9 protein-coding genes are annotated in these 14,270 nt (G+C 72.4%); 7 read left to right on the top strand and 2 right to left on the bottom strand.

Annotated elements, in window-relative coordinates; all coding sequences use genetic code 11:
* The first annotated feature begins 91 nt into the window (after nt 1-91).
* Both SNA_RS30465 and hflX read left to right on the top strand, forming a co-directional pair.
* A complete protein-coding gene (locus SNA_RS30465) occupies nt 92-1,699 on the top strand; it encodes a M1 family metallopeptidase (protein ID WP_044367773.1) in 1,608 nt (535 codons plus the stop codon).
* A 195-nt stretch (nt 1,700-1,894) separates the two neighbouring features.
* A complete protein-coding gene (gene hflX / locus SNA_RS30460; protein ID WP_030068855.1) occupies nt 1,895-3,382 on the top strand; it encodes a GTPase HflX in 1,488 nt (495 codons plus the stop codon).
* Nucleotides 3,383-3,462: 80 nt separating this feature from the next.
* On the opposite strand, the gene SNA_RS30455 is transcribed toward hflX, so the two are convergent.
* The gene (locus SNA_RS30455) at nt 3,463-4,668 is read right to left on the bottom strand and encodes a trypsin-like serine peptidase (protein WP_030068857.1); all 1,206 of its coding nucleotides are present in this window, start codon (nt 4,666-4,668) and stop codon (nt 3,463-3,465) included.
* Nucleotides 4,669-4,953: 285 nt separating this feature from the next.
* Here SNA_RS30455 and SNA_RS30450 point away from each other — a divergent pair, with 285 nt between their 5' ends.
* The 5 genes from SNA_RS30450 (at nt 4,954) to SNA_RS30430 (ending at nt 12,944) form a co-directional block, all read left to right on the top strand.
* Nucleotides 4,954-6,348, top strand: coding sequence for a diaminobutyrate--2-oxoglutarate transaminase family protein (locus SNA_RS30450; RefSeq protein WP_044367772.1), 1,395 nt, complete (start codon nt 4,954-4,956; stop codon nt 6,346-6,348).
* Nucleotides 6,345-8,339 carry an IucA/IucC family protein gene (locus SNA_RS30445; protein ID WP_044367771.1) on the top strand — a complete coding sequence of 665 codons (1,995 nt, stop codon included), beginning with the start codon at nt 6,345-6,347 and terminating at the stop codon, nt 8,337-8,339. Before SNA_RS30450 ends, SNA_RS30445 begins: the two co-directional genes overlap by 4 nt.
* Nucleotides 8,340-8,426: 87 nt before the next feature.
* The gene (locus SNA_RS30440; protein ID WP_044367770.1) at nt 8,427-9,056 is read left to right on the top strand and encodes a GNAT family N-acetyltransferase; all 630 of its coding nucleotides are present in this window, start codon (nt 8,427-8,429) and stop codon (nt 9,054-9,056) included.
* A 75-nt stretch (nt 9,057-9,131) separates the two neighbouring features.
* A complete protein-coding gene (locus tag SNA_RS30435; RefSeq protein WP_030068869.1) occupies nt 9,132-10,913 on the top strand; it encodes an IucA/IucC family protein in 1,782 nt (593 codons plus the stop codon).
* 60 nt (nt 10,914-10,973) lie between these two features.
* Nucleotides 10,974-12,944: an ATP-dependent DNA helicase gene (locus SNA_RS30430; RefSeq protein ID WP_044367768.1), complete on the top strand. Its 1,971-nt coding sequence runs from the start codon at nt 10,974-10,976 to the stop codon at nt 12,942-12,944.
* A gap of 157 nt (nt 12,945-13,101) precedes the next feature.
* Here SNA_RS30430 and lexA read toward each other — a convergent pair whose 3' ends face one another.
* Nucleotides 13,102-13,902, bottom strand: coding sequence for a transcriptional repressor LexA (gene lexA, locus SNA_RS30425; RefSeq protein ID WP_044367767.1), 801 nt, complete (start codon nt 13,900-13,902; stop codon nt 13,102-13,104).
* Nucleotides 13,903-14,270: the final 368 nt, after the last annotated feature.

Raw genomic sequence — 14,270 nt, 5'->3', positions numbered from 1 at the left:
AGATGAGCCGGACGCCCGAACCTCCGCCCTTTCGGGTGCCGTTCTGCCGTGCCGTCCGCGAGGGCCGCGGCGGCGCTGATAGCCGTAATCCATGTCGCTTCCCTCGCGTCGACCGCCGTCCGAGCCCGCCGCCGCCCCGCCCCGCCCTGCACGGCGGCGGCACCCGGCCCGGGCGGCCCGCCGGGCCGCCGTCCTCTCACTGGCCGCCCTCACCCTCCTCGGCGCCGCCCCGCCCCCGGCCGCCCCCGGCGCCCTGGGCATCGGCGACCGGCTGTTCCCCACCCTCGGCAACCCCGGCTACGACGTCACGTCCTACCACGTCGACCTGGACTACTCCGGCCACAACGACCGGCCGCTGGACGCCGTCACCGAGATCACCGCCCGCGCCACCGAGGCCCTGGACCACATCAACCTCGACTTCGCCCGCGGCACCGTCCGCTCCGTGGAGGTCGACGGCGCGCCCGCCGGCCACCAGCAGCACGGCGAGGACCTGGTGGTCACCCCGCTCGCCCCGGTCGCCGCCGGGGAGGAGCTGCACATCGTCGTACGGCACACCAGCGATCCGCGCGGCACGGGCGACGGCGGCTGGCTGCGCACCGGCGACGGCCTGGCCATGGCCAACCAGGCCGACGCCGCACACCGCGTCTTCCCCTGCAACGACCACCCCTCCGACAAGGCGTACTTCACCTTCCGCATCACCACGCCCCAGGGAGTGACGGCCGTCGCCAACGGCGAGCCCGCCGGCCAGGAGAACCGCGGCCCGCGCCGCGTCTGGACGTACCGCACCGTCCACCCGATGGCCACCGAGCTGGCACAGGTCTCCGTGGGCCGCTCCACCGTGCTGCACGCCCGGGGGCCGAACGGCCTGCCGGTGCGCAGCGTCGTACCGACCGCCCACCGCGCGGCGCTCGCCCCCTGGGTGGCCAAGACACCCGGCCAGCTCGCCTGGATGGAGCGCAAGGTCGGCCCCTACCCGTTCGAGAACTACGGCGTGCTGATCGCGGACGCGCACACCGGATTCGAACTGGAGACCCAGACCCTCTCGCTCTTCGAGAGCCAACTGTTCACCGCCGGACGGATGCCCGACTGGTACGTCGAGTCGGTCATGGTCCACGAGCTGGCCCACCAGTGGTTCGGCGACAGCGTCAGCCCCCGCCGCTGGTCCGACGTCTGGCTGAACGAGGCGCACGCCACCTGGTACGAGGCGCTCTACGCCCAGGAGAAGGGCGGCCCCCGGGCCTCCCTGGACACGCGGATGCAGCGCGCCTACAAGGAGTCCGACGCCTGGCGCTCGGCCGGCGGACCGCCCGCGCAGCCCAGGCCCGCCAGCCCCGGCGAGAAGATCAGCATCTTCCGGCCCTCCATCTACGACGGCGGCGCCCTGGTCTTCTACGCCCTGCGCCACCGCATCGGCCCCGCCGCCTTCGACCGTCTGGAGCGGACCTGGGTGCTCCGCCACCGCGACGGCGTCGCCGGCACCGCCGACTACATCCACCTGGCCTCGGAGATCTCCGGCCAGGACCTGACCGACTTCTTCCACGGCTGGCTCTACGGCGCCAAGACCCCGCCGATGCCGGGCCACCCCGAGTGGCGGGCCCAGCGCGCCGTACGGTCGCACCGACCGCCGGCCGGTGGGCCGTCCGAGGCACTGCGGGGCCCGTCGCCGGAAAACGCCGGAAACCCACGTGACGGGCGGTAACGGGCCGTGCGACCATCTTCGGGTCGACGCCCGAGGCCCGGCCGGGAATCTCCCGCACGGCTCGGACGTTGTGCTTGTCGAAGCCGCACGAGCAGCTGATGCCGCTCGGGGCACCGGCAAGCCGCAGGACCAGCGAAGGTCTCCGCGGGACCACCCGGTCTCCGACGACGACCACCCGACGACGCAAAGGATCAAATGACCTCCTCTTCTTCCCTTCCGCCAGGCCGGCAGCGCCTCCCCGAGAGCCTTCGGGCCGACGCCCTGATGGAAGAGGACGTCGCCTGGAGCCACGAGATCGACGGAGAGCGGGACGGCGATCAGTACGACCGCTCGGAGCGGGCGGCGCTGCGCCGTGTCGCGGGCCTGTCCACCGAGCTCGAGGACATCACCGAGGTCGAGTACCGCCAGCTCCGCCTGGAGCGGGTCGTGCTCGTCGGTGTGTGGACCACCGGTTCGGTCCAGGAGTCGGAGAACTCCCTGGCCGAGCTCGCCGCCCTGGCCGAGACCGCCGGCGCCATGGTGCTCGACGGCCTCATCCAGCGCCGCGACAAGCCGGACCCGGCCACCTACATCGGCTCCGGCAAGGCGCTGGAGCTGCGCGACATCGTGCTCGAATCCGGGGCCGACACCGTGGTCTGCGACGGTGAGCTCTCCCCGGGCCAGCTGATCCACCTGGAGGACGTCGTCAAGGTCAAGGTGGTCGACCGTACCGCCCTGATCCTCGACATCTTCGCCCAGCACGCCAAGTCCCGGGAGGGCAAGGCACAGGTCTCGCTGGCACAGATGCAGTACATGCTCCCCAGGCTGCGGGGCTGGGGCCAGTCGCTGTCCCGGCAGATGGGTGGCGGTGGCTCCGGTTCGACGGGCGGCGGTATGGCCACCCGTGGTCCCGGTGAGACCAAGATCGAGACCGACCGGCGGCGGATCCGCGAGCGGATGGCGAAGCTGCGCCGGGAGATCGCGGACATGAAGACCAGCCGGGACACCAAGCGCCAGGAACGCCGGCGCAACAAGGTCCCCTCGGTCGCCATCGCCGGCTACACCAACGCCGGAAAGTCCTCCCTGCTCAACCGCCTCACCGGCGCCGGTGTCCTGGTGGAGAACGCCCTGTTCGCCACCCTGGACCCCACCGTCCGCCGGGCCGAGACCCCCAGCGGGCGGCTCTACACCCTCGCCGACACCGTCGGATTCGTCCGGCATCTGCCGCACCATCTGGTCGAGGCGTTCCGTTCCACGATGGAGGAGGTCGGCGACTCCGATCTCATCCTGCATGTGGTCGACGGCTCGCATCCGGTCCCGGAGGAGCAGCTGGCCGCCGTCCGCGAGGTGATTCGCGAGGTCGGTGCGACGGACGTGCCCGAGATCGTGGTCGTCAACAAGGCGGACGCCGCCGATCCGCTCGTGCTCCAGCGTCTGCTGCGCAAGGAGAAGCACGCGCTCGCCGTGTCCGCCCGTACGGGCCAGGGCATGGAGGAGCTGCTCGCGCTCCTCGACGAGGAGCTGCCCCGCCCCCAGGTGGAGATCGTGGCGCTGGTGCCCTACACCCAGGGCGCCCTGGTGTCGCGGGCGCACGCCGAGGGCGAGGTCCTCTCCGAGGAGCACACCCCGGAGGGCACGGTCCTCAAGGCGCGCGTCCACGAGGAACTGGCCGCCGAGTTCCAGCCGTTCGTCCCGGCCGCCTAGCCGGCCGGGACCAGCGGCAGCACCGACGACGAAGGCCCGCCCCGGGAACACCCCGGGGCGGGCCTTTGCGTCTCAGCCGCTTACTGCTTGCTGGCCCACTTCTTGCTCATCGCGTCGAAGATGGCCTTGGCCTCCGGACCCAGGTGCGGGCCGGCCGCCCACTTCGCCGGGCGCGGACCCATCGACATGTTGGAGATCAGGACCGGCTTGCCGTCCTGGCCCTTGGTGAACCAGGGGCCACCGGAGGAGCCACCGGTCATGGTGCAGCCGATGCGGTACATGGTCGGCTTCTTGGCGTCCAGCGACAGGCGGGTCGGCTTGTCGGTGCACTGCTGCTGTGAGGCGCCGTCGAACGGGGCCTCGGCCGGGTAGCCCTGCGCGGTCAGGCTCGGGATCTTGCCGATCGCCGGAGCGTTGAAGCCCACCTGGTAGGCGCCGCCGGCGATCTCCTCCAGGGACTTGCCGCCGGTGCTCTCCTCCGGGTGCACATGCATCAGCGCGAAGTCGTAGGGAGCCATCGGCACGCCCGGCACGGCGCCGCCGGCCTGGATCCACTCCTTGGACGTGGCCAGGTCGTCCGCCCACCACTTGCCCTCGGGGACACGGTCCTCGTACGGCGCGGTCTTGAGCTTGGCCTCGGTGCCGCCGTTCTTGTTGAAGCTCGGCACGAACACCAGGTTGCGGTACCAGCCGCCGTTCTTGCCGGCGTGCACACAGTGCGCCGCGGTCCACACCAGGTTGGACTTGCCGGGGTGTGCCGGGTCCTTGACGACCGTCGCGGAGCAGCGGGCCTCGCTCGTACCCTTCCCGTCCTCACTGGGCATGCTGAACACCAGCAGACCCACGCCCGGCGCGGTGGAGGTGTACGGCGTCCCCACGGCCTTGGCCGGAACGGCCGCGGGCTCCGGGTCGGTCTTGCCCTGGTCCTCGGAGACGTCACCGGGCTTGGTGCCGTCCTGCGGCGGCTTGGCCTGGCCGATCTTCTCGGGGTTCCAGAAGTCCTTGATGATCGGGTTGATGAACTGGCCCGCCTCGCGGAGCCACTTCTTGCGGTCCCAGTTCTTCCACTCCCCGTTCTTCCACTTGTCCAGGTCGATGCCGTGGGCCTTGAGCTTGTCCTGGATGTCCTTGGGGATCTTGATCTCACCCCCGCCCGAGGTGTCCGCGGCCGACTGGGTCGGCTTCGCGTCCGCGTTGTCGTCCGACGGTCCGCAGCCGGTCGCGGTCAACGCCACCACGGCGGTGAGAGCGGCGGCGGCCATCACAGGCCGACGTATCGATCGCATGGGTGAGTTCCCCCTGAGTGGATCCTGAGTGAAATGGCCGGTGCGGCCGGTGGTGCCCCGCACCGCTGTCCAGTTGTCATGAACGGCAAGATCGCGGTGCGGCCCCCCACTATGCCGGTGTCGGGCAAGACGGTGGTAGTCGGGTCCCCGGTTCCGCCCCGCAAGGATCTTGACGCCGACCGTGATCCCCCGTCGGCACCGTCGTTGGTACGTACGGGGGACCGCCGGGCGGACGTACGGCCCGCGCGGCATCCAACAGCACACCAGCAGGAGGACACAACTGCCGTGGCGTTGACCGAAACCGTGCCGGCGGCAGGACCGTCGGCCCACGAAGGGATCCTGCGCCGCCAGTCCCTGCGTGAGTCCGCTGCCCGCACCTACGCGCGCTCGCTGCCCATCGTCCCGGTACGCGCACGCGGACTGACCATCGAGGGAGCCGACGGCCGCCGTTATCTCGACTGCCTCTCCGGCGCCGGCACCCTGGCCCTCGGCCACAACCACCCCGTGGTGCTCGAAGCGATCCACAAGGTTCTCGACTCCGGCGCACCGCTGCACATCCTGGACCTCGCGACCCCCGTCAAGGACGCCTTCGTCACCGAACTGTTCGCCACCCTGCCGCCGGAACTGGCCGAAACCGCACGCATCCAGTTCTGCGGACCGGCCGGTACGGACGCCGTGGAGGCCGCCTTCAAACTGGTGCGCACGGCGACCGGCCGGGACGGCCTGATGGCGTTCTCCGGTGCGTATCACGGCATGACCGCCCAGGCGCTCGCGGCCTCCGGGGGAGCGCGGCACACCGGCGTGACCCGGCTGCCCTACCCCTACGACTACCGCTGCCCCTTCGGCACCGGTGGCGAACGCGGCGCCGAACTGGCCGCCCGCTGGACCGAGAACCTCCTCGACGACGACAAGAGCGGGGTCGTGCCCCCCGCCGGGATGATCCTGGAGCCCGTCCAGGGCGAGGGCGGGGTGATCCCCGCACCGGACGGCTGGCTGCGGCGGATGCGGCAGATCACCGCCGAACGGGGCATCCCGCTGATCGTCGACGAGGTACAGACCGGCGTCGGCCGCACGGGCGCCTTCTGGGCCGTCGAACACAGCGGGATCGTGCCCGACGTCCTGGTCCTGTCGAAGGCGATCGGCGGCAGCCTGCCGCTCGCCGTGATCGTCTACCGCGGCGATCTCGACGTGTGGCAGCCCGGCGCGCATGCCGGAACGTTCCGCGGCAACCAGCTCGCGATGGCCGCCGGAGCCGCCACCCTCGCCTACGTCCGCGAGCACCAACTCGCCCGCCGCGCCCAGGAGCTGGGCGCCCGGATGCTCGCCCGGCTCGGCTCCCTCGCCGCGCACCACGACTGCATCGGCGACGTCCGCGGCCGCGGACTGATGCTCGGCGTCGAACTCGTCGACCGCGACGCCGACGCCGGCCTGGGCGGCGCCCGCCCCGCCGCCCCCCAGCTCGCCGCCGCCGTCCAGCGCGCCTGTCTGGACCGCGGCCTGATCGTCGAACTCGGCGGCCGGCACAGTGCCGTCGTCCGCCTGCTGCCGCCCCTGACCATCACCGACGAACAGGCGGACGCGATCCTCGACCGCCTCGCCGACGCCATCGCGGCGGCGGACCGCACCACCCCCGGGCCGACGGGCTCGTCCCCCACGACACTGCGAGGCACCACCCCATGAACGAACGCCCCGGCCCCGACGGGACCCCGGCCGCCGCCCACCCGCACGGCGGCGCCGCCGCCGAACCGACCGTGCCGCGTCAGCAGCGCCACACCGCCGACGACGCCTGCCACCAGCCGCTCCACGAGCGCCAGGCCCGGCCCCCCGCCGCCGCCCACGGCGCCCCGCGCCCCTGCGACCGGACGCTGCCCGTCGCCGCCGACCCCCTCGACCACCCCGACCCGGCGGCCGCCGCCGACGCCGCCGGCATCGAGAGCCTGCTGCGCTGCTGGATCCGCGAAAGCGGCGCCCGCCGCCCCGCCGGCGGCCAACTGCGCATCCCGCTGCACGCCAGCGGCACCGCCCTGCACCTCCCCGTCCGCTACTGGTCGCCCACCGGCTGGCACCGCCTGGGCGCCCCCACCCTCGAAGGCGCCCCGGCCACCGCCGCACCCCTGGACGCCGTCACCCTCGCCGCCCTGCTGCGCCGCGAGGCCGCACACGGCGGCGAACGCCGCACCCCGGACGGCACCGCGCCCGACGGCGAGCGGCCGCAGGCACCCGACGGCGACGGCACCGAACTCGTCGGCCGGGTCGCGGCCTCGGTCCGCAGCACCGCCGTCTTCCTCGCCGACCGCCGCACCCGCCCCGCCGACACCCACACCTCCCTCTTCCTCGAAGCCGAACAGTCCCTGCTCCTGGGCCATCCGCTGCACCCCACCCCCAAGAGCCGCGAGGGCCTCACCGACGCCGAGACCCGCGCCTATTCCCCCGAACTGCGCGGCGCCTTCCCGCTGCACTGGACGGCCGTCCACCGCTCCGTCCTGGCCGCCGACTCCGCCTGGACCGAACGCGGCAAGCCCGTACCGGCCGAACGCCTCGCCGCCGACCTCGCCGAGGGCACGCTCCACCTCCCCGCCGACACCGTGCCGCTGCCGCTGCACCCCTGGCAGGCCCGCGAACTGGCCGCCCGCCCCGACATCGCCGCCCTCCGCGATGCCGGACTGCTGCACGACCTGGGCCCGCACGGCCCCCTGTGGCACCCCACCTCCTCCGTCCGCACCGTCCACCGCCCCGAAGCGAACGCCATGCTCAAGCTCTCCCTGGGCCTGCGCATCACCAACTCCCGCCGGGAGAACCTCCGCAAGGAGCTGGAGCGCGGCGTGGAGGTGCACCGGCTGCTGCGCACCGGGCTGGCCGAGCAGTGGCAGGCCGTCCACCCGGGCTTCGACATCATCCGCGACCCGGCCTATCTCGCCGTCGACGGCCTCGACGGCCGTCCCGTCCAGGGCCTCGACGTCGTCATCCGCCACAACCCCTTCACCACCACCGACGACGCCGTCTGCATCGCCGGGCTCACCTCGCCCCGGCCCTGGCCCGGCCACCTGGGCGTACGCTCCCGGCTGGAGGACATCGTCACCACGCTCGCCGCCCGCACCGGCCGCCCCCAGGGCGCCGTCGCCACCGAGTGGTTCCTGCGCTACCTCGAAGCGGTCGTCCGGCCCGTGCTCTGGCTCGACGGCACCGCCGGCGTCGCCCTGGAGGCCCACCAGCAGAACACCCTGGTGCTGCTCGATCCCGACGGCTGGCCCGTCGGCGGCCGCTACCGCGACAACCAGGGCTACTACTTCCGCGAATCCCGCCGCGCCGACCTCCAGCGACGGCTGCCGGGCATCGGCGCCACCAGCGACACCTTCGTGGCCGACGACGTCACCGACGAGCGGTTCGCCTACTACCTCGGCATCAACAACGTCCTCGGCCTCATCGGAGCCTTCGGCGCGCAGCGCCTGATCCGCGAGGAGGTCCTGCTCGCCGCCTTCCGCCGCTTCCTCGCCGACGCCGCCGCGGCTCCCCGCGCACAGCGCTCCACCCTTCCCGAGCAACTGCTGACCGCCCGCTCCCTGCGCTGCAAGGCCAACCTCGCCACCCGGCTGCACGGGCTGGACGAGCTCGTCGGCCCCGTGGACACCCAGTCCGTCTACGTCACCGTGCCCAACCCCCTCGCCACCTAGCCCCGCCGTCGCCCAGCCTCCGCAGCGGGCCGCCGTCGGCGGCCCGCCACGCCCCCCGGCAGACGGCCACGAGAGGAGAGCGTCGCCGTGCCATCCACCCGCCTCGGCCCCGGCACCGGCTCCGAGGACACCCTCGACCGCCCCGAGGACCCGCTCGACGGCCTGGCCGACGGCGCCGCGGCCGACACCCCCGCCGGGCCGTTCGCGCTGGTCCCCGTCCGCCTGGACCGCGATCTGGCCCGGATCGTCCGCTGGATGAACGATCCGGCCGTCGCCGCCTTCTGGGAACTGGCCGGCGCACCGGACACCACCGAAGCCCATCTGCGCACCCAGCTGGACGGCGACGGCCGCAGCGTGCCCTTCCTCGGCGTGCTCAACGGGGCGCCGATGAGCTACTGGGAGATCTACCGCGCCGATCTGGACCCCGTCGCCCGCTGCTATCCGGCCCGGCCCCAGGACACCGGTGTGCATCTCCTCATCGGCGGCGCCCACGACCGCGGCCGCGGCCTGGGCGCCGCCCTGCTGCGCGCCACCGCCGATCTCGTACTGGACCGCCGGCCCCGCTGCACCCGCGTCATCGCCGAGCCCGATCTGCGCAACACCGCGTCCGTCGCGGCGTTCCTCAGCGCGGGCTTCCACTACAGCCAGGAGATCGAACTGCCCGGCAAACGCGCGGCGTTGATGATCCGTGACCGTCGTCATCGCGCGCTGCTGTGACACCCGTCCCCGTCCATCCCCGCCCCGGCTGTCCCCCGTACGTGCCGGGGCCGTCCCGTTTCGAGGAGTCCCGCCTTGTCTCCCGCGCACCAGCCCTCGCACAGCGTCTGGCAGCACGCCGCACGCCGACTGTTCGCCAAGATGCTGGCGGAATTCGCGTACGAGGAAATCCTCACCCCCGAGCCCGACGGCACCGCCACCGAAGGGACCTCCCCCGACGGCAGCGCGCACTACCGCCTGCCGGTCACCGACGACCTGGTCTACCGCTTCCGCGCCCGCCGCGGCGCCTACGGCCACTGGCGCATCGACCCCGCCTCGCTCACACCCGACGCCGACCCCCTGCGCTTCCTGACCCGCGCGCACGACACCCTGCTGGGCCTGTCCGGTGACACCACCGGCCATCTCATCCGCGAGCTGACCGCCACGCTCGCCGCCGATGCCCGCCTGGACGCCACCGCCCTGAGCGCCGCCGACCTCGCCGACCTGGACTACGCCGCCCTGGAGGGCCACCAGACCGGCCACCCCTGGCTCGTCGCCAACAAGGGCCGGCTCGGCTTCTCGGCCGCCGACGCCGCGCACTGGGCGCCGGAAGCCCGCAGGCCCGAGCGGCTGCCCTGGCTGGCCGCGCACCACAGCCTGGCTCACTACCGCGGTATTCCCACCCTCGCCACCCCCGACCGTCTCTACCGCGAGGAACTGTCCCCCGCCGTCCACGACGCCTTCGCCCGTACCGTCGCCGACGAGGGACGCGACCCGGCCGACTACCTCTACCTGCCCGTGCATCCCTGGCAGTGGGACGAGACCATCGCCCCGCTCTTCGCGCCGCAGCTCGCCGACGGATCCATCATCGCGCTGCCCACTGACAACGACCTCCGCCTGCCGCAGCAGTCCATCCGCACCTTCACCAACATCAGCCGCCCCCAGGGCCGGACGGTCAAGCTCCCGCTGTCCATCCTCAACACCCTGGTGTGGCGCGGACTGCCCACCGAGCGCACCCTCGCCGCGCCCGCCGTCACCCGCTGGGTGCACGGCCTGCGCGACGAGGACCCGTATCTGCGCGACGAGACCCGGGTCATCCTGCTCGGCGAGATCGCCTCCGTCACCGTCGAGCACCCCGTCTACGACCGGCTGCCCGGCGTCCCGTACCAGTTCAAGGAGCTCCTGGGCTGTATCTGGCGCGAACCGGTCGCCCCCCACCTCGACCCCGGCGAGCGCGCCCGCACCCTGGCCTCCCTGCTCCAGACCGACCCGGAAGGCCGCGCCCTGACCGCCGAACTGGTCCGCCGCTCGGGCCTGGCCCCGCGCATCTGGCTGCGCCGCCTGTTCGCCGCCCTGCTGCCGCCGCTGCTGCACTTCCTCTACCGCTACGGCACGGTCTTCTCCCCGCACGGCGAGAACGCCATCGTCGTCTTCGACGAGCACGACGTCCCCACCCGCCTCGCGGTCAAGGACTTCGTCGACGACGTCAACACCAGCGCCGAGCCGCTGCCCGAGCACGACGCCATGCCGCAGGACGTCCGGGCGGTGCTGCTGACCGAGCCACCGTCCTTCCTCATCCAGTTCATCCACTCCGGTCTCTTCGTCGGTGTCTTCCGCTATCTGGCACCGCTGTGCGAGGACCAACTCGGCGTTCCCGAGGCCGAGTTCTGGTCACTCGTACGGGCGGAGATCCTCAGTCACCACGAGCGCTTCCCCCGCCTGAAGGAGCGGCACGAGACCTTCGACCTGCTCACCCCGCGGATCGCGCGGCTGTGCCTGAACCGCAACCGGCTGCACGTCGACGGCTACCGCGACCGCCGCGACCGCCCGCACGCCGCCGTGCACGGCACCGTCCGCAATCCCCTGCACACACCATGACCGGCGGGTTTCCCGAGGCGGGCCCGGCTGTCAGTGGTCCCGCGTAGGCTTGCAGACGCTATGACGAAGCCCTCCCTCCCCGATCTGCTCCATGCCGCCGTGACCGCCGTCGGCGGCACCGAGCGCCCCGGCCAGGTGGCGATGGCCGAGGCCGTCGCCGAGGCCGTGGACGGCACCTCCCATCTGCTGGTCCAGGCCGGCACCGGCACCGGAAAGTCCCTCGGCTATCTGGTGCCGGCGCTGGCCCACGGCGAGAGAGTGGTGGTCGCCACGGCCACCCTCGCCCTCCAGCGCCAGCTGGTGGAGCGCGATCTGCCGCGGACGGTCGAGGCGCTCCATCCCCAGCTGCGCCGCCGCCCCGAGTTCGCCATGCTCAAGGGCCGCTCCAACTATCTGTGCCTGCACCGTCTGCACGAGGGCGCCCCGCAGGACGAGGAGGAGGGCCTGTTCGACGTCTTCGAGCAGGCGACGCCCACCAGCAAGCTCGGCAAGGACCTGCTGAGGCTGCGCGACTGGGCGGACGAGACCGAAACCGGCGACCGCGATGCGCTCACCCCCGGGGTCTCCGACCGCGCCTGGGGCCAGGTCTCCGTCTCCTCCCGGGAGTGCCTGGGCGCCTCCAAGTGCGCCTACGGAGCGGAGTGCTTCGCGGAGGCCGCCAGGGAGCGCGCCAAACTCGCCGATGTGGTGGTCACCAACCACGCGTTGCTGGCCATCGACGCCATCGAGGGCGCCCCGATCCTCCCGCAGCACGAGGTCCTGATCATCGACGAGGCCCATGAGCTGGTCTCCCGGGTCACCGGCGTCGCCACCGGGGAGCTCACCCCGGGCCAGGTCGGCCGCGCCGTCCGCCGGGCCGCCAAACTCGTCAACGAAAAGGCCGCCGACCAGCTCCAGACCGCCGCCGAGACCTTCGAGCGGCTGATGGAGCTGGCCCTGCCCGGCCGCCTGGAGGAGATCCCCGAGGACCTCGGCTACTGCCTGATGGCGCTGCGGGACGCCGCCCGTACGGTCATCACCGCGCTCGGCTCCACCCGGGACAAATCCGTCCAGGACGAGGACGCGGTCCGCAAACAGGCCCTCGCCGCGGTGGAGAACGTCCACGCCGTCGCCGAGCGCATCGCCAACGGCTCCGAGTACGACGTGGTCTGGTACGAACGCCACGACCGCTTCGGGGCGTCCCTGCGGGTGGCACCGCTCTCGGTCTCCGGCCTGCTGCGCGAGAAGCTCTTCGCCGACCGCTCGGTGGTCCTCACCTCCGCCACCCTCAAACTGGGCGGCGACTTCAACGGCGTCGGCGCCTCCCTGGGCCTGGCCCCCGAGGGAACCGAGGGCGAGGACCTGCCGGTCTGGAAGGGCCTGGACGTCGGCTCCCCGTTCGACTACGGGAAGCAGGGGATCCTCTACGTCGCCAAGCATCTGGCCCAGCCCGGCCGCGAGGGCAACCGCCAGGACATGCTCGACGAGCTCGCGGAGCTGGTCGAGGCCGCGGGCGGGCGCACGCTCGGGCTGTTCTCGTCGATGCGCGGCGCCCAGGCGGCCGCCGAGGCGCTGCGCGGCCGCCTCGATATGCCGATCCTCCTCCAGGGCGAGGACACCCTCGGCGAGCTGATCAAGGCGTTCGCCGAGGACGCCCGCACCTGTCTGTTCGGCACCCTGTCCCTGTGGCAGGGCGTGGACGTCCCGGGCCCGAACTGCCAGCTGGTGGTGATGGACCGGGTGCCCTTCCCGCGCCCGGACGACCCGCTGATGAGCGCCCGGCAGAAGTCTGTGGAGGAGGCGGGCGGCAACGGCTTCATGGCGGTCGCCGCGACCCATGCGGCCCTGCTGATGGCCCAGGGAGCCGGCCGCCTGGTCCGCGCCACCGGCGACCGCGGCGTGGTCGCGGTCCTGGACCCGAGGGTGGAGCGCGCCCGCTACGGCTCGTTCCTGCGCAAGTCGATGCCGGACTTCTGGTACACGACGGACCGCAACCAGGTACGACGGTCGCTGGCGGCAATCGACAGGGCGGCGCACGAGGCGGAGGGCTAGTCACGGACAGCGTCCGCTGTACCGCAACCATCAATTGAGCAGCCCCCACCGGAGATCAACCACCTCCGCGAGAGCGGCGCCGGCTTAGGCGCAAAGGGGGCGCGCACCACGCCCCGGGACCGGCGCAGTGGTCCCGGGGCTGCCTGGGGAGCGGCGGTCAGATGCGCCGCAGTACTGCCACCACCTTGCCGAGGATGGTGGCCTCATCGCCGGGAATCGGCTGGTAGGCGGCGTTGTGCGGCAGCAGCCACACATGGCCGTCCTCGCGCTTGAAGCGCTTGACGGTGGCCTCGCCGTCCAGCATCGCGGCGACGATGTCGCCGTTCTCGGCGACCGGCTGGCGGCGGACGGTGACCCAGTCGCCGTCGCAGATCGCGGCCTCGATCATGGAGTCGCCGACGACCTTCAGCACGAACAGCTCGCCGTCGCCGACCAGCTGGCGGGGGAGCGGGAAGACGTCCTCGACCGATTCCTCGGCGAGGATCGGCCCGCCGGCCGCGATCCGGCCGACCAGCGGCACATAGGACGCCGCGGGCTTGCCGGTCGTCTCCGTCGTCGCGCTCGTGGTCTGGTCGGAGCCGCGGACCTCGTACGCCCGGGGGCGGTGCGGATCGCGCCGCAGGAAGCCCTTGCGCTCCAGGGCCATCAGCTGGTGGGCGACGGAGGACGTGCTGGACAGCCCGACCGCCTGGCCGATCTCCCGCATCGACGGCGGGTAGCCGCGACGCTGTACCGAATCCCGGATCACTTCGATCACCCGGCGCTGTCGGTCGGTGAGCCCGGAGCTGTCGGCCCGGATCCCCGGCGGCCGGCCGGGTAGCGAGCGCGTGGGCTTCGGCTCTTCGGAGGCCAACGTGGCGTCGTCCATCGGCATATTGCGTGCCGACTGCGGATGATCGAACCGGCTCTGGGAGTGGCTTTGTGCGGTGATGGTCGCGCTGTCTGCGGTGGTGGTCACGTCGGCCCCTCTCGAAATGTTCTCCCTAGTTAGCCAACGGTAGTTGCTTTCGAAAGGTTGCGCCAAACACACGTTCGAGTGAAAAAGTCGCTGATTGGCTGACCCGATCAAGTAGCTGGGTGTATGGCGAAAAGCAATTCGGGCGTCCGGTACACGCATTCGCGAAAAATGCGCCGCGCCCCGGCCCCTTCGCATCGTCGCCGATTGTGTCATCCCCGCCCCTGCGGCCCGCCGACCGGGTGGCTTCCCGTACCCTCATGGGCGACCGCCCCGGCCCTTCCCCGCCGCGACACGCGGTAGGCGGCTATAAGCGCCCCGACACCACATCTAGTGCTTAGATGCGTTCCGCTGCCTACAAGTTGTGGTGC

The organism is Streptomyces natalensis ATCC 27448 (assembly GCF_000935125.1).
Lineage (GTDB): Bacteria > Actinomycetota > Actinomycetes > Streptomycetales > Streptomycetaceae > Streptomyces > Streptomyces natalensis.
This window is presented reverse-complemented; position numbering and strand designations above follow the sequence as displayed.

What these genes read in the sequence shown, in the direction of transcription:
- SNA_RS30465 (WP_044367773.1), top strand. Translation starts at nt 92, where the DNA reads ATGTCGCTTCCCTCGCGTCGACCGCCGTCCGAGCCCGCCGCCGCCCCG.
- hflX (WP_030068855.1), top strand. Translation starts at nt 1,895, where the DNA reads ATGACCTCCTCTTCTTCCCTTCCGCCAGGCCGGCAGCGCCTCCCCGAG.
- SNA_RS30455 (WP_030068857.1), bottom strand. Translation starts at nt 4,668, where the DNA reads ATGCGATCGATACGTCGGCCTGTGATGGCCGCCGCCGCTCTCACCGCC.
- SNA_RS30445 (WP_044367771.1), top strand. Translation starts at nt 6,345, where the DNA reads ATGAACGAACGCCCCGGCCCCGACGGGACCCCGGCCGCCGCCCACCCG.
- SNA_RS30430 (WP_044367768.1), top strand. Translation starts at nt 10,974, where the DNA reads ATGACGAAGCCCTCCCTCCCCGATCTGCTCCATGCCGCCGTGACCGCC.